22 protein-coding genes are annotated in these 21,355 nt (G+C 67.4%); 10 read left to right on the top strand and 12 right to left on the bottom strand.

What is annotated here, in order from left to right; translation table 11 throughout:
- Positions 1–503: DUF805 domain-containing protein (locus QZZ29_RS11230; RefSeq protein ID WP_291383329.1), on the bottom strand; the 503-nt coding region annotated here is incomplete at its 3' end.
- 109 nt (positions 504–612) lie between these two features.
- Between QZZ29_RS11230 and QZZ29_RS11225 the strand changes: the two genes are divergently transcribed.
- Positions 613–1,929, top strand: a complete 1,317-nt coding sequence (locus QZZ29_RS11225) for an MFS transporter (protein WP_291383327.1) — start codon at positions 613–615, stop codon at positions 1,927–1,929.
- Here the strand turns inward: QZZ29_RS11225 and QZZ29_RS11220 are convergent.
- Positions 1,926–2,459 (bottom strand): Lrp/AsnC family transcriptional regulator, encoded by a 534-nt coding sequence (locus tag QZZ29_RS11220; protein WP_291383325.1) that lies wholly within the window; start codon positions 2,457–2,459, stop codon positions 1,926–1,928. The genes QZZ29_RS11225 and QZZ29_RS11220 overlap by 4 nt on opposite strands.
- A gap of 128 nt (positions 2,460–2,587) precedes the next feature.
- Here QZZ29_RS11220 and ald point away from each other — a divergent pair, with 128 nt between their 5' ends.
- Positions 2,588–3,679: an alanine dehydrogenase gene (gene ald, locus QZZ29_RS11215; protein WP_291383323.1), complete on the top strand. Its 1,092-nt coding sequence runs from the start codon at positions 2,588–2,590 to the stop codon at positions 3,677–3,679.
- Between the two features lie 33 nt (positions 3,680–3,712).
- Here ald and QZZ29_RS11210 read toward each other — a convergent pair whose 3' ends face one another.
- The gene (locus tag QZZ29_RS11210) at positions 3,713–4,642 is read right to left on the bottom strand and encodes a hypothetical protein (protein ID WP_291383321.1); all 930 of its coding nucleotides are present in this window, start codon (positions 4,640–4,642) and stop codon (positions 3,713–3,715) included.
- A 157-nt stretch (positions 4,643–4,799) separates the two neighbouring features.
- Positions 4,800–6,179, bottom strand: a complete 1,380-nt coding sequence (locus QZZ29_RS11205; RefSeq protein ID WP_291383333.1) for a CCA tRNA nucleotidyltransferase — start codon at positions 6,177–6,179, stop codon at positions 4,800–4,802.
- 299 nt (positions 6,180–6,478) lie between these two features.
- On the opposite strand from QZZ29_RS11205, the gene QZZ29_RS11200 reads away from it, so the two are divergent.
- The 8 genes from QZZ29_RS11200 (at position 6,479) to QZZ29_RS11165 (ending at position 15,636) form a co-directional block, all read left to right on the top strand.
- Positions 6,479–6,934, top strand: a complete 456-nt coding sequence (locus tag QZZ29_RS11200) for an NUDIX hydrolase (protein WP_291383319.1) — start codon at positions 6,479–6,481, stop codon at positions 6,932–6,934.
- A gap of 5 nt (positions 6,935–6,939) precedes the next feature.
- The gene (locus QZZ29_RS11195) at positions 6,940–8,868 is read left to right on the top strand and encodes a DUF6049 family protein (protein ID WP_291383317.1); all 1,929 of its coding nucleotides are present in this window, start codon (positions 6,940–6,942) and stop codon (positions 8,866–8,868) included.
- Between the two features lie 22 nt (positions 8,869–8,890).
- Positions 8,891–10,612 carry a murein biosynthesis integral membrane protein MurJ gene (gene murJ, locus QZZ29_RS11190; protein ID WP_291383316.1) on the top strand — a complete coding sequence of 574 codons (1,722 nt, stop codon included), beginning with the start codon at positions 8,891–8,893 and terminating at the stop codon, positions 10,610–10,612.
- 44 nt (positions 10,613–10,656) lie between these two features.
- Entirely contained in the window at positions 10,657–11,898 is a 1,242-nt protein-coding gene (locus QZZ29_RS11185) for a hypothetical protein (protein ID WP_291383315.1), read from the top strand.
- Positions 11,899–11,983: 85 nt separating this feature from the next.
- Positions 11,984–12,967 (top strand): thioredoxin-disulfide reductase, encoded by a 984-nt coding sequence (gene trxB, locus QZZ29_RS11180; protein ID WP_291383314.1) that lies wholly within the window; start codon positions 11,984–11,986, stop codon positions 12,965–12,967.
- Positions 12,964–13,308, top strand: a complete 345-nt coding sequence (trxA, locus tag QZZ29_RS11175) for a thioredoxin (RefSeq protein ID WP_291383313.1) — start codon at positions 12,964–12,966, stop codon at positions 13,306–13,308. Before trxB ends, trxA begins: the two co-directional genes overlap by 4 nt.
- A 44-nt stretch (positions 13,309–13,352) precedes the next feature.
- A complete protein-coding gene (locus tag QZZ29_RS11170; RefSeq protein ID WP_291383311.1) occupies positions 13,353–14,654 on the top strand; it encodes a PLP-dependent aminotransferase family protein in 1,302 nt (433 codons plus the stop codon).
- Between the two features lie 49 nt (positions 14,655–14,703).
- Positions 14,704–15,636 (top strand): D-alanine--D-alanine ligase, encoded by a 933-nt coding sequence (locus QZZ29_RS11165; RefSeq protein ID WP_291383310.1) that lies wholly within the window; start codon positions 14,704–14,706, stop codon positions 15,634–15,636.
- A gap of 28 nt (positions 15,637–15,664) precedes the next feature.
- Here the strand turns inward: QZZ29_RS11165 and QZZ29_RS11160 are convergent, their stop codons facing one another.
- The 8 genes from QZZ29_RS11160 to rpmH all read right to left on the bottom strand — a co-directional run bounded on the left by QZZ29_RS11160 (position 15,665) and on the right by rpmH (position 21,353).
- A complete protein-coding gene (locus tag QZZ29_RS11160; RefSeq protein WP_291383308.1) occupies positions 15,665–16,699 on the bottom strand; it encodes a ParB/RepB/Spo0J family partition protein in 1,035 nt (344 codons plus the stop codon).
- Positions 16,696–17,736, bottom strand: coding sequence for an AAA family ATPase (locus QZZ29_RS11155; RefSeq protein ID WP_291383307.1), 1,041 nt, complete (start codon positions 17,734–17,736; stop codon positions 16,696–16,698). The genes QZZ29_RS11160 and QZZ29_RS11155 overlap by 4 nt, the downstream gene beginning before the upstream one ends.
- 195 nt (positions 17,737–17,931) lie before the next feature.
- Positions 17,932–18,645 (bottom strand): 16S rRNA (guanine(527)-N(7))-methyltransferase RsmG, encoded by a 714-nt coding sequence (gene rsmG / locus QZZ29_RS11150; protein WP_291383305.1) that lies wholly within the window; start codon positions 18,643–18,645, stop codon positions 17,932–17,934.
- 341 nt (positions 18,646–18,986) lie between these two features.
- Positions 18,987–19,472, bottom strand: a complete 486-nt coding sequence (locus tag QZZ29_RS11145; RefSeq protein WP_291383303.1) for a R3H domain-containing nucleic acid-binding protein — start codon at positions 19,470–19,472, stop codon at positions 18,987–18,989.
- Between the two features lie 43 nt (positions 19,473–19,515).
- A complete protein-coding gene (gene yidC / locus QZZ29_RS11140) occupies positions 19,516–20,571 on the bottom strand; it encodes a membrane protein insertase YidC (protein WP_291383301.1) in 1,056 nt (351 codons plus the stop codon).
- Positions 20,572–20,581: 10 nt separating this feature from the next.
- Positions 20,582–20,875, bottom strand: coding sequence for a membrane protein insertion efficiency factor YidD (yidD, locus tag QZZ29_RS11135; RefSeq protein WP_291383299.1), 294 nt, complete (start codon positions 20,873–20,875; stop codon positions 20,582–20,584).
- The gene (gene rnpA / locus QZZ29_RS11130) at positions 20,872–21,216 is read right to left on the bottom strand and encodes a ribonuclease P protein component (RefSeq protein WP_291383297.1); all 345 of its coding nucleotides are present in this window, start codon (positions 21,214–21,216) and stop codon (positions 20,872–20,874) included. Before rnpA ends, yidD begins: the two co-directional genes overlap by 4 nt.
- Positions 21,216–21,353, bottom strand: a complete 138-nt coding sequence (rpmH, locus tag QZZ29_RS11125) for a 50S ribosomal protein L34 (protein ID WP_291383331.1) — start codon at positions 21,351–21,353, stop codon at positions 21,216–21,218. The genes rnpA and rpmH overlap by 1 nt, the downstream gene beginning before the upstream one ends.
- Positions 21,354–21,355: the final 2 nt, after the last annotated feature.

The raw sequence follows: 21,355 nt of genomic DNA, 5'->3' as shown, positions 1-21,355 counted from the left end.
GGTGGAGCGGGTTGCGCGTACTGCAGGGGCCCGCCATAGCCCGAGCCGGAGCGGCGCTCGCCCGCCTTGGGGTCTGGTCCGTACTCGTTGTCGTGCGGCTGCCCGTCAAGCACGGTAAACACGAGGATCGCGATGCTGCCGAAGGGCACGAAACTGATGAGCCACCACCACCCGGAACGGCCAGTGTCGTGCAGGCGTCGCACCAGGACGGCGAGCGACGGCACCAGGAACGCGAGGGTGACGATGATCATCGGGACGAATCCCACCGCGAACAGCCCCCAGTTGATGTCGTCGAAGGCAACCTCCGAGTACTGCCCGTCGGCATCGAGGCCTTCGAACGCGGGAGCGAAGGCGGCCAGGTACATGGCGAAGAAGAAGATCTGAAAGGGAAGGGACACGAGAGTGAAGAAGAGGTAGAACCACCAGTACTCCGCCCGCCGCGCGCGGCCCGTGAACGTCGCGTACTGGGACAACACCGACTTGATCGCCTGACCGAAGGACATCGAACCCACCTTCCTCTCCAGGCACCACGCTAGCGCCGATTCCGCGTCCGTGGAGGACTCGGTCCGCTGCCTGGCTGGCGCCACCGAGGCGACGCCCTAGCCTGGTGCCATGTCGTACTCGTCCGACTTGGCACACCTGTGGACATCCCAGGGCTTCCGCCGCCTCACCTGGGTGCGCGTGATCTCCCAGGCCGGCGACGGGGCCTTCCAGTTCGGCATCGCCACCGCCTTCTTCTTCTCCCCGCAGAACGCCACCACCCCCACCGATATCGCCATCGGCTTTGCCGTGCTGTTCGCTCCGTTCACGCTGATCGGGCCGTTCGTCGGGCCGTTCATCGACCGCTGGCATCGGCAACGCATCGTGCTCGCAGGCAACATGGTGCGGCTCGCGATGGTCGGGATGCTGGTGGGAGCGGTCGTGGTGGACGCGCCGCGGCTGTCCCTGTACGTCCTCGCGCTGGCGAGCCTGTCCGTCAATCGCTTCTTGCTCGCCGCCCTGTCCGCAGGCATCCCGCAGGTGGTCGACCGTGAGGACCTGCTCGCCGCGAACGCCATCATGCCGACGCTGGGAACCATCGCCGCGGCGCTGGGGGGAACGATCGGCGGCGTCGTCGCGTTTGTGGTGCCGGGGGTCTCCGACGACCACAAGGCGTTGCTCGCCCTGGGCGCGGCCGGGGTGGCGTTCGGGCTGTCGTCGTGGGCCGCCACCTCGCTGTCAAAGCGCTCGCTCGGACCCGTCCGGCTCCTGGAGGCGGACCGGGTGGTCAAGGAGGCCGCGCACATCTTGATCGAGCTGCGCGACGGCTACCGGCACCTGCGCGAGCGGGCCACACCGTTCCACGCGCTCGGCGTCATGGCGGCCGCTCGACTCCTGTATGGACTGATGTTCGTGGCGTCGATTCTCATCTCCCGCCACGTGCTGGGGGACACGTCACATCCCGAGGACGCCATCGGACAGTTCGCGATCGTGGTCGGCTTCGCCGCCGTCGGCTTCGGCCTGGCGGCCGTGATCACGCCGGCCTTCTCCCACCGCGTGGCGCGTCACGACTGGATCGTCGCGTGCCTGCTGCTGGGGGCCGTGGGTCAGGCGCTGCTCGCCGTGAGCTCCGCGTCATGGGCGCTCCTGGGCGCCGCCGTCATCGTCAGCTTCTCCGTACAGGGCGGCAAGATCGCCGTCGACACCATCGTTCAACGCGACACGGACGATGCCTTCCGGGGCCGCGCGTTTGCCCTGTACGACGTCGCATACAACACCGCCTTCATCACGTCCGCCGTCATCGGCGCCTTGGTGTTGCCCGCAAGCGGCTACTCCCACGCGGTGATGGCGTCCTTGGTGGTGGCCTACGTCGCGTTCGCCTTCGCGTACTCGCGGGCGCCGCGCGGACCGCGCATCGGCGCCGACGCCCCGCCGCCCACTGCGCCCTAGGCGAGGGCCCTGCGCATGGCGGCCAACCCGTCGGCCCCTTGCTTGTGCTGGGCGCCAATGAGGTGATCGAACACGATCTGCGTCTCGGTCGACGCGACCACAGGGTCCATGCTCAAGTGACTGGCCACAAAGTCGCGCAGCTGCGTGGTCGAGGTGCACGCCACGTGGATCAGAAAGTCCACCGAGCCGCCCACAAAGTAGACCGACAGCACGTTCGGCAACTGGATCACCTCGCGGGCGTACGTCTTGACCTGGGGGCGGGCTTGCGCGCGCAGCCGCACCGCCACGAGCCCCTGCACCGTCAAGCCGAGCGCCTCGTAATCCACCACGATGTGAGCGGACGTGATGATTCCGGCGTCGCGCAGCGCCCGCACGCGAGCGTGCGTCGTCGAGGCGGACACGTGCAGCCGCTCCGCGAGGGCGGCGTTGGACAGCCGCGCGTCCTTGGTGAGCTCCCAGAGGATGCGCTCGTCGAGCGCGTCCAGCCGAAGATTCGTCGGCGGAAGGGGTCCCGAGAGTGCAGAAGTCATGGTTTTCTTCTCCATTCCTCACGTATCTGCAAAGGATATGCGTACCCGGTTGCAATCGGCGCAGAATCTTCGACACTTGAGGTGTGGGACCGCGACCCCTAGCGCCCGCAATCATCGAGGAGAGCACCATGCGGATCGGAATCCCCGCCGAGATCAAGAACAACGAGACCCGCGTGGCCGCGACCCCCGGCGGCGTGCACGCCCTGGTCGCCTCCGGGCACGACGTGCTGGTGCAGGCGGGCGCCGGGCTTGGAAGTTCCTTCACGGACGAGGAGTACGCGGACGCCGGCGCGAGCATCGGCACCGTGGACGACGCCTGGGGTGCGCAGCTGGTCCTGAAGGTCAAGGAGCCGATCGCGTCCGAGTACGGCTACCTGCGCCGCGACCTCACCCTGTTCACCTACCTTCACCTGGCCGCCAACGAGCCCCTCACCCGCGCGCTCGTCGAGTCCGGCACCACCGCGATCGCCTACGAGACGGTGCAGCTCGCCGACGGCTCCCTGCCGCTGCTCGCTCCGATGTCGGAGGTCGCCGGGCGGATGGCCACGCTCGTGGGTTCGTACCACCTGATGTCGAGTCAAGGCGGGCGCGGCGTCCTCGCCTCGGGCGTGCCGGGGGTGCGACCCGCGAAGGTCGCCGTGTTGGGCGCGGGGGTTTCCGGCTGGGGCGCGCTGGGCCAGGCCGCCGGCATGGGCGCGGACGTGACGGTGCTCGATCTGTCGGTCCCACGTCTGCGGCACGTGGACGACGTGTTCCACGGCCGGGTGAAGACCGTGGCCTCCAACCCCTTCGAGATCGAGCGCACGGTGCTCGAGGCCGACCTCGTCATCGGCGCCGTGCTGGTTCCGGGGGCCCGCGCCCCGCGGCTGGTGTCGCGCGCACTGGTGTCGCGCATGAAGCCCGGCTCCGTGTTGGTGGACATCGCGATCGACCAAGGCGGCTGCTTCGAGGACTCGCATCCGACGACGCACGCCGAGCCGACATACACCGTCGAGGGTTCCGTGTTCTATTGCGTGGCCAACATGCCCGGCGCCGTCGGCAACACGTCCACGATCGCGCTCACCAACGCGACGTTGCCCCACGCGCTCGCGATCGCCAGCAAGGGCTGGGTCGCGGCGTCGTCAGCTGATGACGCGCTCGCCAAGGGACTGGCGGTGTCAGGGGGACTCATCCGCAACGCACCCACCGCCGCGGCCTTCCCCGACCTGCCCGCCGCCTAGGCCAGCGCCGTCGGCCAGCGCCGTGCGGGGCACTCACGCACTCTCTTGCCAGCGCTCCACCGACGCGCCACCGCGCTGAGCCATGATGCGCAGCGCCACGTCCCGACACCACCGAGGTCGGTCACGCACGTCTCGATACGTGAATCGGACCGTCAGGATTCCCACCCCGGCCAAGAGTGCATCGCGTGCGACGTCACTTTGCCTCCGCTCGAGCGTTCCGTGCGACGCCGCGCCGTCAAGCTCAAAGGCGGTCGAGGTTTCGGGGTCATAGAGGTCTACTCGAAAGCGCTTCCCGCCAGCGACCACCCGATGCTGTCGGAGGAGTTGCTGGAACGATTGCCCGGTGAAGACCTGCCGAAGGCCTCGTTCCTCGAGAAAGCTCTCCACGCCTTCGGCGGCGTACTCCACACGCGCCACCAGGCTTGCCCGGGCCCGCACACGCGGCATGGTCTCCAGCGCGCGCCCCATTGACTCCGCGGACACCGCTCGGGCGCGAAATGCCTGGTACACGATCTCGGCACGCTCATCCGTTCTGGCCCTGCCATACGCCTGTGCCACGGCGAATTCGGGTAGCACCACAGGGACGTCGCCGTGCCACCACGCGAACGGCAGGGGGTAGGTGACCGTGTTGACCTGCAACCACCGCGGCGGTCGCCGATGCGCGCCATGCGGTAGCACAAGGTGCACGCGCGCGGGCGCCGCGTCGGTGACCTCCCAGGCAAACAACGCCGATGCTCCCGCCAGCAGCGCACGGGGTCCGGCCCAGTCGATCGCGGCTCGAGCCCGCACTGCCCACGAATCGGCGTGAACCGACGAGGCATAGAAACCTGGAAGAACGCGCACGATCTCGCCGCGTCGGATCGCCTGGTCGATGCCGTGGCGGCTCGCGACTGCGCACAGTTGCGCATACGAGAACGGCCGGGCGTGCGGGAGTAGACGCTCCCGAAGCTCTCTCATAGACATGCGCCCGGTTTACCGGAGCCGACGAGGTCGCCGCTGGGCGCTCGCGCGGGGCTGTGGATAACCTTGAGGGTGCGCAAGCGGGCGCGTGAGTGCCCCGCTGGAGAGGAATCCGAAGCTTGAGGATGCGTGAGTGCCCCGCACGGGAAGGGAGGGGGCGCTAGCCTCGCGACTCCCACCATGCGTGGAGCTCGGCTCGCGCGCGCTCGCCCCCGAGCGGCCCATGTTCCATGCGCAAGTCCAGCAGGTGCTTATAGGCAAGGCCCACGTCGCGCCCGGGGGCGATTCCCAACTCGGCCATGATCTGGGTGCCGTCCAGGTCGGGACGGATGGAGTCGATCTCCTCCTTGGCGCGTAGCTCCGTGATGCGATTCTCGAGGTCGTCGTAGGCGAACGCGAGCCGCTCGGCCTTGCGCCGGTTGCGCGTGGTCACGTCAGCCCGCGTCAGCCGATGCAGGCGCTCCAACTGCTCGCCGGCGTCCGTCACGTAGCGTCGCACCGCCGAGTCGGACCAGCGCGCGTCGCCATACCCGTGGAAGCGCAGGTGCAACTCCACCAGGCGCGACACCGCCTTGATGGTGTCCTTGTCGAACCGGAGCGCCTTCAGCCGCTTGCCCGACATTTTGGCGCCCACCAGTTCGTGGTGGTGGAACGACACCGCGCCACCGGGTTCCAACCGACGGGTGGCTGGCTTGCCGATGTCGTGCAACAGGGCCGCCAATCGCAACACCAGGTCGGGGCCCGGGACGGCGCCCTCGGGACCCGTCTCGAGGGCAATTGCCTGATCCACCACCGTGAGGGTGTGGTGGTAGACGTCCTTGTGGTGGTGATGCTCGTCCACCTCGAGTTGGAGCGCGGGCAACTCCGGCAGCACGTGGCCGGCCAGCCCCGAATCCACGAGTGCGGTCAGGCCCTCGCGCACCCGTGCGCCCATCAGCAGCTTGGTCAGCTCGTCGCGCACCCTCTCCGCCGAGACGATGTCGATGCGGTCCGCCATCGCATGCATGGCCGCGAAGGTGGCGGGCTCGATCTCGAAACCCAACTGCGAGGCGAAGCGCGCCGCCCGCATCATGCGCAAGGGGTCGTCCCCAAAGGACAGGGCGGGCCCGACGGGCGTGCGCAGCAGGCCTCCAGCCAGGTCGTCGAGCCCGCCAAAGGGATCCACGAACTCACCCCCGGGCAACCGCACGGCCATCGAGTTGACGGTGAAGTCGCGCCGCGCAAGGTCACCCTCGAGGGAGTCTCCGAAGGCGACCACAGGCTTGCGGGTGGCGCCGTCGTACTCGTCCGCGCGGAACGTCGTGATTTCGACCACGAGGTCGCCCCGGCGCCCGCCGATAGTGCCAAAGTCGCGCCCCATGTCCCACGTTGCGCGGGTCCACTGCTTGAGGAGCCGCTCCGTCTCGTCGGGCCGTGCGGACGTCGCGAAGTCGAAGTCGGCGCTTGATCGACCCAGGAATGCGTCCCGAACGGGTCCCCCCACGAGCGCGAACTCGTGACCGGCCGCGTCGAACAGCGCCGCCAGGTCGGCAATCTCCATTGGCACCGCGGCGCCCAAGGCGCTCGCTCGCGCCCTGAGCACGTCACGGGATGGCACAGCGGGCGCAGCCTGGATGGTCATGGGTACCAGCATCCCAGAGCCGCGCCGGGACCATGTCGTGGCGGGCCGGACAGCCGCCAGAGGCTCGGCGCGCAAGCCCCCATGCGCAGAGGGCGCTGCCGGTCGTGGGCCCCGCCCCCGGTTAGAGTTGGGCCATGCCGGACTCGCCGATTCCCCAACCCAGCCGCATGCCGCGGGCCCCGGCGGGCGCAACAATTCGTCGCCGAAGGGCACAGCGCATGGCAGTCCAATTGCCCGTGTCGCGCGAGGTGTCGGCCGGAGGCGTCACGGTCAAGATCGAAGACGGGCTCGCCTACGTCGCGTGCATTGGGCGCCGCAATCGAGCCGGGCGCCTCGAGTGGTGCCTGCCCAAAGGGCACCTTGAAGGCACGGAAACGCCCGGGGAGGCGGCCGTCCGCGAGGTGGCGGAAGAGACCGGGATCTCCGCGGAAGTGGTGCAACCCCTCGGCATCATCGACTATTGGTTTACGGGCGACGACCGCCGCGTCCACAAGAAGGTCTACCACTTCCTGCTTGAGGCGATTAGCGGCACCATCACCACGGAAAACGACCCCGATCAGGAGGCCGAGGTCGCTGCCTGGGTGCCGATCGAGGAGTTGCGCGCCAAGCTTGCCTACCCCAACGAGCGCAAGATGGCGCAGACCGCCGCCGAGTTGCTGACCGCGCGGGGGTGATCGCAGTGGCTACCCCTTGGTCTCGATGGGCTGCGGTGGCCGTGGCGGCCATCGTCTGCGGAACCGCGGGCCCAGGCGCTGCCTACGCATCGGCGCCAGCCGAGCGCGAACTTCCATCCGCCGAGCAACGCGATGTCGCGATCGACGCGTCGGTCGCCGGAGAGTTCCCCGCGTCCGCCGGCCCCGAGACCCGCATGAGCGTGCTCGTGACGGTCGGCGCACCGTTGACGGACCTCGCCGACGTGTCGGCGTCGCTGAGCGTGACCGACGCTCCCTTGGAGTCTGCGGAAGCCATCGAGTCATTCGTGAAGGAGCCCGCGTCGACCGTGAGCCACGCCGTCGCGGCGTCGCCGGTCACGGCATCGTCGGGCGCCACCGCTCCTGCCCCAGGGACGCTCAAGGTGGGCACCAGCACCACCGTGGCGCTCTCGGCGGCACCGGGATCGCTCGGGCTCCCGGCCGATGCCTGGGGCGTGTACGGCGTGACCGTCTCGGTCATGGTCGGGCAGGACATGGTGTGGTCCGCGGCGTCCCCGCTCACGTGGCAGCCGACACTGGTGCCCCCTCTCGACGTGACCGTGGTGGCCTCGATCTCGGGGCCCAACGAGCGCGTCGCATCACTGCTGGAGGCCGCCGGCGATGAGCGGGTGGCGCTGCTCGTCGACCCCTCCGCGCTGACCATTGGCCAGCGGTTGTCACTCGATCGCCGTGAGGCATACATCCTGCCCGCCGGGAATCTCGACATCACGAGCGTCGCCCACGCGGAGGCCCCGGCCCTCCTCGACGCCGCTCTCGCGGAGTCTCGCCGCCACTCCACGCTCGCGTGGCTGGCCGTCGCAGCATCCGCGGACGACGCCACGGCGGCCTTGGCCACGAACGCTGGCGCCGTAGCGGTGCTCGCCGATCCGCGTTGGTCGGGCGAAGCCGGTTCTGCATCGTCCGTCGTCACAGCGGTGGCCGTCGATGAACTGAAGCTTGCGCCCATCATCTTGCCCGACCCCGACCTGTCCGCGACCCTCGCGTCCCAGCCTCCCGCGCAACCCGCGACGACAGCTCGGGTCCTGGCGGTGGCCGCGTTGAAGGCGGGTAGTGGTGACGGTTCCGTGGTGGTCGCCCCTGGAGACGGCTGGGTCGTGGACGGCACCCAGCAGTCACGTGCGGTCGAGATGCTGCTCAACGCACCCTTCGTCACGGCAAGGCCCCTCACCGTCGCCCTGTCGGCCCCCAACCGACCCTCGCTCGACCTGCCTGACACCACGCCTAGCGCCGCCGATGCGGGATCGAATCAGGCCGTCGGGGCCATCTCTGCCCTGGACCGCCTGAATGTGATGGCGACCGCCGCCGACTCTCCGTCCGCCATGGTGGCCGATGCTCGGCGCGCGGTCTTTGACGCGATGTCACTGGCTGACCGTGCTGATCCGGAACGCAGGGCTGTGGAGTTTGCGGACGCCGCCGACCGGGCCAACGCGGTGATCAACACGGTCGCGGTGACGTCGGGCAACACCCTCAACTTGGTGTCGTCGTCGGGCGACGTGCCCGTGACGGTGCGCAACGACCTCGATGTGCCGGTGACGGTGCGCGTTGCAATGATGTCCCGCTCGCCGGTGCTGGTCACCAAGGCTCAGCCCACCGCAACGATCGCGGCGGGCTCGGAAACGACCGTGCTGATACCGGTCTCAGCGGTCTCCAACGGCGACGTCGACGTGACGGTGGCACTGCGCAACAAGGAGGGCCAGACGGTGGCCGTGGCGCAGACGCTACGCGTCAAGGTGCGTGCGCAATGGGGCAACGCCGCCACCGGGGTCTTCACCGCCGGTCTGGTGGTGCTGCTCATCGCGGGCATCGTGCGCACCGCGCGCCGTGGACGCAAGGACACCCGCGTGCGCCCGACCGACTCCGCCGACGTGGCGGGCGCGTCAGACGCCGATGCGTGATCGACCGGGGACAATGTCAGGCATGACCTCCGACGCCGGCGACGTTACCCCGCCCGTGGACCCTTCCGTCCCTGGCGGGCCGGCGCGCGCATCGTCCGGGCGGGTGGGACGCCACGCCATGGTGATGGCGTCCGGCACGCTCGTGTCGCGGGTCTTGGGCATGGTGCGAAACATGCTTTTGGCGGCGGCGGTTGGCATCACGGGCTCGGTCGCGGCCGACGCCTACGCGGTGGCGAACAAGCTTCCGAACGTGATGTTCGCGGTGCTCGCCGCCGGCGTGCTCAACTCGGCCCTGGTACCGCAGATTGTGAGGGCCTTCCAGGCACATCGCACGCGTACCGTGCACCGCATCCTGACCTTGGGAGGCGTGGGGATCCTGGCGGTGACGGTGCTCCTGACCGCCACGGCGGGTCTGTGGGTGCGGGTCTACTCGGACGGGTGGAGTTCCGAACAGACGGCGCTTGCCACCGCCTTCGCGTTGTGGTGCATTCCGCAGTTGCTGTTCTACGGGCTGTACACGCTCTTTGGGCAGGTCCTCAACGCGCGCGAACAGTTCGGGCCGTTCATGTGGGCGCCGGTGGCCAACAACCTCGTCGCGATCGCCGGGCTGGCCGCGTTCGTCGTGATCTTCGGTCCCTATGCGCTGGACGAGAATGCCTCCGTCGGGGCGATCGTCGACCAGTGGACCACGGGCAAGATCCTGCTGGTCGCGGCCGTCGCCACGCTCGGCATCGCGGTACAGGCGCTCGTGCTCATCCCGCCGATGATCCGAGGCGGCTATCGCTGGCGTTGGACCTGGCGCGGACCCAAGGGCGAGCTCAGCACCGCCGCCAAGGTCGCCAGCTGGGCGCTGGGTGCGGTGCTGGTCGAACAGGTGGCCGTCGCCCTCATCACGCGCATCGCCACGGCCGCGCAGGCGGCTGCCCCGACGGACCCTGCGGTCGCCGGCGTCGCGGCATACGACTATGCGCTGGGCATCTTCCTGGTCCCCCACTCGCTCGTGTCGATATCCCTCATGACGGTGCTGTTTACGCAGATGTCCCGGCACGCCGGTCTGGGCGATGTGGCGCGACTCCGCGGCGTGATGAGTGAGGGTGTGCGCATGGTGGGTGTGTTCACGATCATCGCGTCCGTCGCAATGGCGGTCACCGCGCCCCACTTGGTGCGGGTGCTGGCGCCCACGGTGTCGGGCGAATCGGTGGACGCCGTCGCATGGGTGTTGCGCTTCATGTGCATCGGGCTCGTCCCGCTGGGCGCTTCCGTGATGATCAAGCAGGCGTACTTCGCGCTCGAAGACGGTCGCACCGTGTTCCTCATTCACCTGCCGATGGCGCTCGCGTGGCTGGCCGTGGCCTACGGGGTTCAGGCCCTCGCGGACCCGCAATGGTGGGTGCGTGGCATCGCCCTTGGCCTGGCCGCCACCAACACCGTCGCGGCGGTGCTGCGATTGTGGGGACTGCGGCGGCGGCTCGGCGGCGTCGATGGGCGGCGCATCCTCGTGACACACGCGAAGGCACTGCTCGCCGCCGGCGCCGCGACCGTGGTGGGCGTGGTCTTGATGGCCATCGCCCCACACACGTGGGCACAGGAGGGGGCTCGCGCCGTGGCGGTCAGCGGCCTGCTCACGGTGGGTGTCTCCGGCGCCATGATCTTGGTCTACGGCATCACTGCGCGGGTCCTGCGCGTTGAAGAGGCGAACGCTGTGGTGCGAGCGGTCACGCGCCGCGTGCGCCGCGTACGATAGTGGCCGGATTCAACAAACGTGGGGTGATGGTGCAGGGCGGGGACGTGATCGGGCGCCGTTTTCGGCTGGTGACTACCGAGGAGTACGACATCCCCGGTGCGACCCGCTTCGTAGCGCAGGACACCCGCCTCGATCAGGCCGTCTCGGTCGACATCATCTCGTCATTGGCGCCCTCGTCCGTGGTGCGTGCCGCGCACCGCGCCCAGGTGCTGCGGGACCGACGCCTCGCCCGCATCGTCGCGGTCGGGTCGGAACGACGGGACGGCGAACGCGTCACCTACGTGGTCAGTGAGCGTCCCGTGGGCGTCCGCCTCGACGAACTCCTTGGCCGCGTCGTCTTCCTGCCCGGCACCGCGGCGGCACTCGTGGGCGAGGCGTCCGCGATACTCGACGCACCCCTCGTTTCGGGCACCCACCACGGGATCGTCCGGCCCCGCTGCCTCACGGTCTCGCCGCAGGGTCGCGTCATGCTGTCCGGACTCGGAGTGGAGGGCGAGCTCGCCAGCCAGGCACGCCTCATTCGCGGGCGCACCGAGCGCGGCGACGCCATCGCGCTCGCCCGTATCTTTGTCACAGCGGTCACGGCCATGGATCCGGACGGCGTCACCGCACACGATCTTCCCCGGGACCTGACCGGGCCCGCTCGCGGCTTGTGCGAAGCGCTGCTGCGCGGCTCCGGTCCCCTCACCCTCGCCCACGTCACCGCCGCCCTGGGCACGGGCGACACCGCCGCCTTGCGGGCGCTTGTAGCCGAGGCGACGACGCTGTGGTGGCCGCCGTCGCCCGTGACGGTCGCCGACGATCATGGCGCCGACGATCATGGCGCGGACGTTTCGATCGACGGCACTGCTGTGCAGGATGTCGCCGTCGAAGATGTCGCCGTCGAAGAGCCGACCGACCCATCGTCCGCCCGGCTTCACACCCGGTTTGGCGGGGCAGTGGACGACATCGACGAGTTCCGTGACATCGTGGCGGCCCAAAATGTCGAATCGGTGCCCTCCGTGGCTGAGGCGCTCCTTGAGCGACTTCACCGGCGCTTCCCCAAGTCGGCTCCGCTGGCCGATCTCGCCGCGGCCGCGCATCGGCGCGCACAGACCGTGGCGCCGTTCAACGTGACACCATTACTGGTGTCCGTGCTCATCGTGACGGTGTTCGTGGTTGCCGTGGTCAGCGCGGCGATGCTGACTCGACCGATTGACACGCCACCCGGCGACAACAACAATCCCTCGCAGACGTACCCCGAATACACCGTGGGTCGGACTCCACCTTCTACCTCCGAGGGATGACCTGCCGACGCGTCGGGCGGCGAGTGGAATACGAGGGGCCTACAATCGTGTTGGGCTATCACCATCTGAAACAGAGGTTTGACTCGTGACTGATATTCGCAACGTCGTTATCGTGGGCTCCGGCCCGTCCGGCTACACCGCCGCCATCTACGCGGCGCGGGCGGGACTGAACCCGCTCGTGATCGCTGGCTCCATCACGGCTGGCGGCGCGCTGATGAATACCACCGAGGTGGAGAACTTTCCCGGCTTCGTCGAGGGGATCCAAGGACCCGAACTGATGCAGACGCTTCAGGGCCAGGCCGAGAAGTTCGGGGCCGAGGTGTTGTTCGACGACGCCACCCAGCTCGAGCTCGAGGGTCCCGTCAAGCGCATCACCACCGGCATGGGCAAGGTCTTCGAAGCCCGCACCGTCATCTTGTCGATGGGCTCTGCGTACCGCGAGATCGGCATTGACGATGAGAAGCGGCTGTCGGGTCACGGCGTCAGCTGGTGCGCCACGTGCGACGGCTTCTTCTTCCGCGGTCAAGACGTGGTGGTCGTGGGTGGTGGCGACTCCGCCATGGAGGAGGCCACGTTCCTCACCCGCTTTGCCAACAAGGTGACCGTGGTTCACCGACGCGACGAGTTGCGCGCGTCGAAGGTGATGGCCGACCGCGCCAAGGCTGACCCCAAGATCGAGTTCGTGTGGAACTCGGCGGTGACCGGACTCGAGGGCGAAGCCAAACTCTCCGGCGTTCACATCACCGACACGGTCACAGGCGAAGTGCGCACCATCCCGGCTACCGGGCTCTTCGTCGCGATTGGGCACGACCCTCGTTCGGAGCTGGTGAAGGGCGCCGTCGCCCTGGACGATGCTGGGTACGTCAAGGTCGACGGCGGCACGACGTACACGAACGTCGCAGGCGTGTTCGCCGCGGGAGACCTCGTGGACAGCCGCTACCGCCAGGCGATCACCGCCGCAGGCACCGGCTGTGCGGCCGCCCTCGACGCACAGCGCTGGCTCGAAGATCTCGAGGATTCGGAACACGGCCTGGATCAGGCCGCCTTGGTGGAAGGAGGCGCGCGATGAGCATCATCGTCAACGCCACGGAAGACACGTTCAAGACCGAAGTGTTGGAGTCTCCCATGCCGGTGGTGGTGGACTTCTGGGCGGAGTGGTGTGGCCCCTGCCGCGCCGTGGCGCCCATTCTCGAAGAGCTGTCGGGTGAGTATGTCGGCAAGCTCAAGATCGTCAAAGTTGACACCGAGGCCGCCCCGGACATCGCGATGGCCTACGGAATCACGTCGATCCCGACGATGCACTTCTTCAAGAACGGCGAAGTGGTGAAGACCCTGGTGGGCGCTCGCCCCAAGGCGGCGCTTCAGGCTCAGTTCGACGAGATCGTTGATGGGGGAACCGCCTCCGCCTAGGGGACCTTCACGAGCACCGGCGCTGTCATGGGAGACTGGCGTCCATGAATCACTCGGACACCGGCGGCACCAGGCTCGACCCTTGGTTGGGGTCGTACGCGTCCCGGGCGCACAACATGCGCTCGTCCGAGATTCGCGCGCTCTTTGCCGTCGCCTCGCGACCCGAGGTGGTGTCGCTTGCCGGGGGCATGCCCTTCATCGGCGGATTGCCCCTGGAGGATATCGGCGAGATGATGCGTCGCCTCGTGGCCGAGCAGGGCGAGGTGGCGCTGCAGTACGGTTCCGGCCAGGGGTACGAGCCGTTGCGCGAACACATCACCGAGGTGATGGCGCTCGAGGGCATTCACGCGCACCCGGACGACGTGGTGGTGACCACGGGCTCGCAGCAGGCCCTTGACCTGGTCACCAAGATCTTCATCGACCCGGGCGACGTCATCGTCGCGGAGGCGCCGTCGTATGTGGGCGCCCTGGGCGTGTTCCGGGCCCACGAGGCCGAGGTGGTGCATGTCCCGATGGACGAGCGCGGCCTGGTGCCTGAGGCGCTCGAGACCGCGCTCACCGCCTTGGCCGCCGAGGGTCGTCGCGTGAAGTTCCTGTACACCGTGCCGAACTTTCACAACCCCGGAGGAGTCACGCTGTCCCTGGAGCGTCGCCCGCGCGTCCTCGAGATTTGCCAACGCTTCGGTGTGCTGGTGCTGGAAGACAATCCGTACGGCCTGCTGGGCTTCGACGCCGAACCCTTGCCCGCCCTGCGCTCCATGGACGAAGAAGGAGTCATTTACCTGGGGTCATTCTCCAAGACTTTCGCTCCCGGGTTCCGCGTCGGCTGGGCTGTTGCCCCTCACGCTGTGCGCGAGAAACTGGTGCTCGCGTCCGAGGCGGCCATCCTGTGTCCGTCCAACGCCTCACAGATGGCGATCTCGAGCTACCTGAGCCATCACGATTGGAAAGGTCAGATCAAGAAGTTCCGCGAGCAGTACCGCGAGCGGCGCGACGCCATGATCTCGGCGCTCGAGGAGTTCATGCCCGAGGCCTCGTGGAACGTGCCCGACGGCGGCTTCTACGTGTGGGTGACGCTTCCCGACGGCCTCGACTCCAAGTCGATGCTCCCCCGCGCCGTGACCGCTCGAGTGGCGTACGTTCCCGGCACGGCCTTCTACTACGACGGCACGGGCGCCAGCCACCTGCGGCTCTCCTACTGCTATCCCACGCCCGAACGCATCAAGGAGGGCGTGCGCCGCCTTGCCGGCGTGATCGACGCGGAGATAGAGACCATCAAGATTTTCGGCAGCGGTGCGACCGGGGCGTCGTCCACCGTGGAGTTCCCGTCGCCCGACGTGGCGTAGGCGACGCGACGATGCCTGTGTATGTGACAGCGACTTGGAGGGCTACGACATGAAGGTCATGATTCTTGCCGGCGGACTGTCGCATGAGCGCGACGTGTCGATTCGATCGGGGCGTCGGGTCTGGGAGGCACTCGAGGAGCGCGGCTACAAGGCCACCGTGCACGACGTCGACACCACCTTGCTCCCGAATTTGCGATCTCTTGACGACACCGTGGTATGGCCTTTGCTTCACGGGGCGTCGGGCGAGGACGGCTCCCTGCAGGCTCTACTCGAGTTGGCCGACGCACCCTTCGTCGGCACCGGCTCCCGGGAGGCACGCGTGGCCTGGGTCAAGCCGGTGGCCAAGGCCGTGTTCGCGCGAGCCGGAGTCTCCACCCCCGAATACGTGACACTCCCGCAGTCGCTGTTCCGTGAGGTCGGCGCGGAGAACGTGCTGGCGGCGATCCTGTCCAAGTTCACCCTGCCGCTCGTGGTGAAGCCAGCACGCGGCGGGTCCGCCCTGGGAGTGTCCCTGGTCACCGACAAGGAGGCGCTCTCGCAAGCGATGGTCCACTGCTTCGCTTATGGGGACATGGCCATGATCGAGCAAGCCATCCCGGGTACCGAGGTGGCGGTCTCCGTCATTGGCCACGGTCAGGACGCGTCGGTCCTCCCCGGCGTCGAGATCGTGTGCGACGGCCCCTACGACTACGACGCCCGCTACAACCCCGGGCGTGTCGAGTACTTTGCTCCCGCGCGGCTTGACGCGGCGCAGGCGGCCGCCGTTGAGGCGGCCGCCCTGGCGGTGCACCGGACCATGGAATTGCGGGACCTGTCGCGGATAGACATGATCGTCGATGCGGCTGGCGTTGCCCAGGTGATCGACATCAACATCGCGCCCGGAATGACGGAGACCTCGCTGTTCCCGCAGGCCGTCGAGGCCTCTGGGCATGAACTCGGCGAGTTGTATGCGCAGATCGTCGAAGGGGCCTTCCGACGCTAGCCTCGCAGGCCCCCTTCGACTGCCCAGGCTAACTGCCGAAGCCCTCCTCCTTGGGGTTGATGATCCTCGCAATGCGGTTGAGGTCCTCGACCGTGGCGAACTCCACCGTGATCTTGCCCTTGGTACTGCCTAACTGAACCTTGACGCGGGTGTCGAGGTGATCCCCCAGCCGAGCGGATAGATCGTCCAGGGCCGCTGTGCGCCCGCCTGGGCGCACGGAACCCTGCCTGGGCTTGACGACCTTCACCCCCAGCGTGACGGCCTCCTCCGTGGCGCGCACCGACATGCCCTCGGACACGATCTTGGTCGCCAACTGTTCCATCGCCTGGGCGGAGTCCAGTGTGAGCAGCGCGCGGGCGTGGCCCGCGCTCAACACTCCGGCGGCCACCCTCTTTTGCACCGCAGGGGGCAACTTGAGCAAACGGAGTGTGTTGGTGATCTGAGGGCGCGAACGGCTGATGCGTTCGGCGAGCTGCTCGTGAGTGATGCCAAAGTCGTCGAGCAGTTGCTGATACGCGGCCGCCTCCTCCAACGGATTGAGTTGGGCGCGGTGCAGGTTCTCCACCAACGCATCCCGCAGCAAGTCCATGTCGTCGGTGCTGCGGACGATCGCCGGGATCTCGGTCAACCCCGCCTCGCGGGTCGCGCGGAGTCTGCGCTCGCCCATGATGAGCTCGTAGCCCTCACCGTCGGGACGGGGTCGCACCACGATCGGCTGCAAGACGCCGACCTCCTTGATGGAGCCGACCAACTCGGCGAGGGCATCGGTGTCGAACACCTGGCGCGGCTGCCGCGGGTTCGGCACCACCTGAGTGGGGTCGATGTACGCGAACCGTGCCCCTGGCACGGGGCGAAGGCCGTCGTCCCGGGCGTCCCCGAACGCCTCCACGACTTCAGCGTCCGCCCGTTCCGCGGGTACGCGCGGGATGGCCGCCGTATCAGAGAAGAACACGTCTCGGGGACGCGTTCCTGGCCGCTGCGTGTCGGCGTCGTCCTTGGTGTCCGGCTCCGTGGGGATGAGGGCTCCAAGCCCACGTCCCAGGCCTCGCTTGGGGTTGCTCACGGCGTACCTCCTGCGGCAGCGCCGCGCTCGGCCAACTCCTTGGCGACGGCAAGATACGCCACCGCACCTGCGGAGTGGGGGTCATGCATGATCACGGTCTTGCCGAAGCTTGGCGCCTCGGAGACCCGGACCGAACGGGGAATCGTTTGTGGGAAGGTCTCGTCTGGGAAGTGGGTGCGGACCTCTTGGGCCACCTCGCGAGCCAGGTTGGTGCGCTGATCGAACATCGTCAAGACGATGCTGGACACGTGAATCGCGGGGTTGAGGTGCTTCTTGACCATCTCGATGGTCTTGATCAACTGCGTCAGACCCTCGAGGGCGTAGTACTCGCACTGGATCGGAATCAGGACCTCGGTGGCCACCACCATGGCGTTCAGTGTGAGCAGGCCAAGAGACGGTGGGCAGTCGATGATGACGTAGTCGAGGTGCTTGCCGTCGCGTGCGAGCAACTCCGACACCGCGACGTGAAGCCGATACTCGCGGCGCACCGCGGAGACGAGTTCAATGTCTGCGCCCGCCAGATCGATCGTGGCCGGCACGCACCAGAGCGTCGGCATGTCCGGGCACCGCTGGGCCACCGACGCGATCGAGGCGTCGTCCAACAACACGTCGTAGATCGAGGGCGTGCCGGCCCTGTGGTCCACTCCCAACGCGGTAGAGGCGTTGCCTTGAGGGTCTGCGTCGATCACCAAGACATTCGCGCCTTTGCTCGCAAGCGCCGCCGCGACGTTGACCGAGGTGGTGGTCTTGCCGACCCCTCCCTTCTGGTTGGAGACCGCGATGACGCGGGATCTGGCGGGGCGCGGAAACTCCGTTGCTTCGAGCGAGCGCCGCAGGCGTTCGGTCTCGAGCAACTCCGCCGCGAGTGGACTGTCATGGTCCGCGTCGATGCCGCTGAAGGAATCGGTGGACGCCGGCCCGGCGGCCTTCGCCGTCGCAGCCTGTTCTGAGAGCGGCGTGTATGCCGGCACGTGCAGGCGGCTGCCGTGACCGAGGGTCGGCGTCCGGGACGTCGGCTCCTCAACGGGGTCGGTCACGCGGTGCTCCTTCGGATGGGGAAACGGCAAGGGCCAATGTTTCACGTGAAACACCACCACCGCAAACGCCGCCAACACAAGTTATGCACACTTGACCTGGGGAGGCCTGGGGATCGTCACAAGCCTGTGGACAACGCCCGCCCAGCGCATCATTTATGGGGTCGAGGGGCTGTGGATAACCTGGGGAAAGAATTTTCAGCGATTTTGCGAATCGCGCCACAAACGCACCACTGTGGTGGGTTCGAGGCCCGGCAACGTGGGCGCCGACTCGATCTCCGCGACAAGGCCCGACTTGCGCAAGGCGTACTTGGCGCGGTTGATTTCGTCGGCCGCGCTACGGCCTTTCAAGAGCGCCATGTGCCCGCGGGGACCAAGCAATGGCAGGCACCACTTCACGAGTTTGTCGATCGAGGCGACGGCTCGCGCGGTCAGCACATCCGCCGTGACCCTGTCCCTCACTTCCTCCGCTCGCCCCCTCACCACGACCACGTTGGCCAGGCCCACTTTCGACGCCGCCTCCTCGAGCCATGCGACGCGGCGCTCCATGGGCTCGACCAGAACCACTTCCCGGGCCGGAAGCATGGCCGCGATCACCAATCCCGGCAAGCCTGCCCCGGACCCAACGTCGACGATGCGCCCCTGGCCCAAAAAGGGCACCACCGCCGCCGAGTTGAGAATATGGCGCTCCCATAGACGTTCCAGCTCGCGAGGGCCGATCAGTCCGCGCGTCTCACCCTCGGCCGCCAGTAACTCCGCAAAGCCCGCGACCGCGTCGAAGTGCTCACCGAAGAAGTCGCGTAGCGCACCACTCCCGAGTGACTCAAAATCTGTGTGGCCCTCACCTCGCCCCGTTGCGGAAGGCGCGCCCTCGGGCTGCCCCGCGGGGACGCTCGGTGTGTGCGGCGTCATGCGTCCAAGCCTCCCTTACGCTGCTCTGGCCCCGTGGCACGCCCGTCCGATGCGCCCGTCCGATGTGCCCGTCCGATGTGCCCGTCCGATGCGGCCGCCTGGTGCGTCTCGTCGTGCCGGTGTGTCACGTGAAACATGTGGGTGTGGGTATCCCCGCCGAGTGTTTCACGTGAAACATTGTTCGCACGAAGGCTACCGCCGCGGTCCGGTGACGCGGGAACGGACGCGAACGGGAGCCCAACCCTGAGCCGGCCCCTAGACCGGCTCTCGCCGACTACATCGCTCCTCGCGGGAGTTCGCGACGGCTGTCCCGATGTTTCACGTGAAACATCGCGCAGCGACTACTCCGCTGGCTTGATTACCACGTAGCGATGGGGGTCCTCGCCCTCAGACTCCGAGACAAGCCCGGCTTCCAATACGACGTCGTGAACCACCTTACGTTCAAAGGCGTTCATGGGCGCCATCGACACCGATACGCCCTTCTCCCGCACCTCCGCGATGGACGCGCGCGCCTTCTCGGCAAGCTGCTCCTTGCGACCCGCGCGGAAGTCGGCTATGTCCAGCATGAGACGGCTGATGTTTCCCGTCTCCGACTGCACCGCCAACCGCGCGAGGTCCTGGAGCGCCTCTAACACTTCACCGTCGGGTCCGACCAGTCGCTTCATGTCCTGATTGGGGCCGTCGGCGACAACGGCGACCTTCGGTCGCCCCGCCTCCACGGAGATGTCGATGTCGCCGTCCATATCGAGGATGTCAAGCAACTCCTCGAGGAAGTCGGCGGCGATGTCTCCCTCGCTCTCGAGGGACTTGCGCGTTTCGTCGGTCATAACCGTCCTAGGGGAAAGGGGCCACCCGTGCGGCGGCCAACGACTAGTGGGATTCGATGCCTGGCGCGGACTCGCCCGGGCTACCTTCGCCTGGCTTGTTCGTACCACCCGGCTGGCCCGGCTTCGCCGGGCCCTTCTTGCGCTTGTTGCGCTTGGGCTGCTGGCGCTGTCGGTTCCGGCGCTCTTCCGCAGCGGCGGCCTCGGCGGCCTCCTCTTCGATGCGCGCCTCTTCGAGCGTGCGACCGTCGATCGTGAGCCCCTTGCGTGCTGCCTTCTCGGCCTGGCGCGCCAACCACGCCTTTTCGGCTTCGGAACCGGGCGTCGGGTTGCGCCGAATCACGTAGAACTGCTGACCCATCGACCAGGCGTTGGACACGGTCCAGTAGATCAGCACGCCGATCGGGAAGTTGGGGCCCGAAATCACGAAGATAAAGGGCAAGGCGTAGAGCAGGATCTTCTGCTGCTGCGCCATCGGACCCTCGAGAGCAGACGCTGGCATGTTCTTGAACGTGAGTTGGCGCTGGCTGAAGAACGTGGTCGCCACCATCATCACAATGAGAACCGACGCGAGGATACGAGGCGCGGCGTTGCTCGATCCCAGGAACGTGTCCGAGAGCTTCGCGCCATACAGTGTGGCGTCCATCGCCTGCTGGCGGAGGTTGTCAGACAGAAGCCCGATGGCCTCCCCGTTTTCCTTGAGCCGATAGTTGAGCACTCGGAACAGGGAGAAGAAGATCGGCATCTGCAGCAAGAGTGGCAGGCAGGAAGCAAAGGGGTTGGTCTTGTGCTCCGAGTACAGGGCCATCGTCTCTTTGGTCATCGCCTCCCGCGATGCCTGATCCTTCTTGCCCTTGTACTTGTCCTGGATCTTGCGCAGGTCCGGCGCGATCACCTGCATCGACCGTTGGGCCTTGATCTGACGGACGAACACCGGGATCAGTGCCATACGAATCACGGCGGTGAGACCCACGATAGACAACGCCCACGTGAGGCCCGAGGCAGGGTCCATCCCCAGGAACTCAAGTGCCTGGTGGACCAACACCATGATGTTGGCCACCACCCACTCGATGGGCTGGAGGATGGTGTCAAGAAAGTTCACAGAACAATCCTTACGTCGCTACTGATGAAGTCTGGTGCTGATGCCGGAACAATGGCTCGCCGACGCCTGGTACCTCGTCCACGCCCCCGTTGCTCCAGGGGTTGCAGCGAAGCACCCGCCACCCTGCGAGCACCGTACCGCGCACAGCACCGTGGCGATGGACCGCCTCGAAGCCATAGTGGGAGCAGGACGGGTAGTACTTGCAGGTGGGCCCCAGCAGGGGAGAAATGGTCAACTGGTACACGCGAATGAGTCCCATGAGCGCAAGCCTGGGGAGGCGCACAACGAACGTCACGGCACTCATGCGTCCGCCTTCGCGACGGCGCGGCGCAAGCCGCCGACCACGTCCGACTTCAACTCGTCGAAACTGGCGGAAGCCGAGGCGGGAAGGGCCCGCAATACCACCCGAGAACCATGCGGAAGTCGGTTCAACTCATCGGCCATGATGGCGCGAAAGCGGCGAGTGACCCGATTGCGGACCACAGCGCCTCCTACCGCTCGAGAAACAGCGAAACCGGTCATGCTCTGCGCATCACCGGTTCTCACTAGGTAAACCACCGCAGTACGTGTGCCAGCCTTGACGCCGGTGCGCATCACGAGCCGGAAATCCTCGCCGCGCCGAATCCGGTGGCTAGCTGATAGCACTACGCCGACAGGGCGTCGCGACCCTTACGACGACGGGCCCTCAAGATCGAACGTCCCGCACGGGTACGCATGCGCAGGCGGAACCCGTGCGTCTTGGCACGCTTGCGGTTGTTCGGCTGAAAAGTCCGCTTGCTCACGG

Origin of the sequence: Demequina sp., assembly GCF_016278765.1 — a bacterium.
Lineage (GTDB): Bacteria > Actinomycetota > Actinomycetes > Actinomycetales > Demequinaceae > Demequina.
The sequence above is the reverse complement of the archived record's forward strand: the minus strand, read 5'-3'. Positions and strand labels throughout refer to the sequence as shown.

Bases quoted from the DNA above. Each gene is read 5' to 3' on its own strand.
- QZZ29_RS11225 (WP_291383327.1), top strand. From the start codon at position 613: ATGTCGTACTCGTCCGACTTGGCACACCTGTGGACATCCCAGGGCTTC.
- QZZ29_RS11220 (WP_291383325.1), bottom strand. From the start codon at position 2,459: ATGACTTCTGCACTCTCGGGACCCCTTCCGCCGACGAATCTTCGGCTG.
- QZZ29_RS11210 (WP_291383321.1), bottom strand. From the start codon at position 4,642: ATGTCTATGAGAGAGCTTCGGGAGCGTCTACTCCCGCACGCCCGGCCG.
- QZZ29_RS11165 (WP_291383310.1), top strand. From the start codon at position 14,704: ATGAAGGTCATGATTCTTGCCGGCGGACTGTCGCATGAGCGCGACGTG.
- QZZ29_RS11205 (WP_291383333.1), bottom strand. From the start codon at position 6,179: ATGGAGATTGCCGACCTGGCGGCGCTGTTCGACGCGGCCGGTCACGAG.
- QZZ29_RS11145 (WP_291383303.1), bottom strand. From the start codon at position 19,472: ATGACCGACGAAACGCGCAAGTCCCTCGAGAGCGAGGGAGACATCGCC.
- rsmG (WP_291383305.1), bottom strand. From the start codon at position 18,645: ATGACGCCGCACACACCGAGCGTCCCCGCGGGGCAGCCCGAGGGCGCG.
- ald (WP_291383323.1), top strand. From the start codon at position 2,588: ATGCGGATCGGAATCCCCGCCGAGATCAAGAACAACGAGACCCGCGTG.
- QZZ29_RS11200 (WP_291383319.1), top strand. From the start codon at position 6,479: ATGGCAGTCCAATTGCCCGTGTCGCGCGAGGTGTCGGCCGGAGGCGTC.
- yidD (WP_291383299.1), bottom strand. From the start codon at position 20,875: ATGAGTGCCGTGACGTTCGTTGTGCGCCTCCCCAGGCTTGCGCTCATG.
- QZZ29_RS11170 (WP_291383311.1), top strand. From the start codon at position 13,353: ATGAATCACTCGGACACCGGCGGCACCAGGCTCGACCCTTGGTTGGGG.
- trxA (WP_291383313.1), top strand. From the start codon at position 12,964: ATGAGCATCATCGTCAACGCCACGGAAGACACGTTCAAGACCGAAGTG.
- murJ (WP_291383316.1), top strand. From the start codon at position 8,891: ATGACCTCCGACGCCGGCGACGTTACCCCGCCCGTGGACCCTTCCGTC.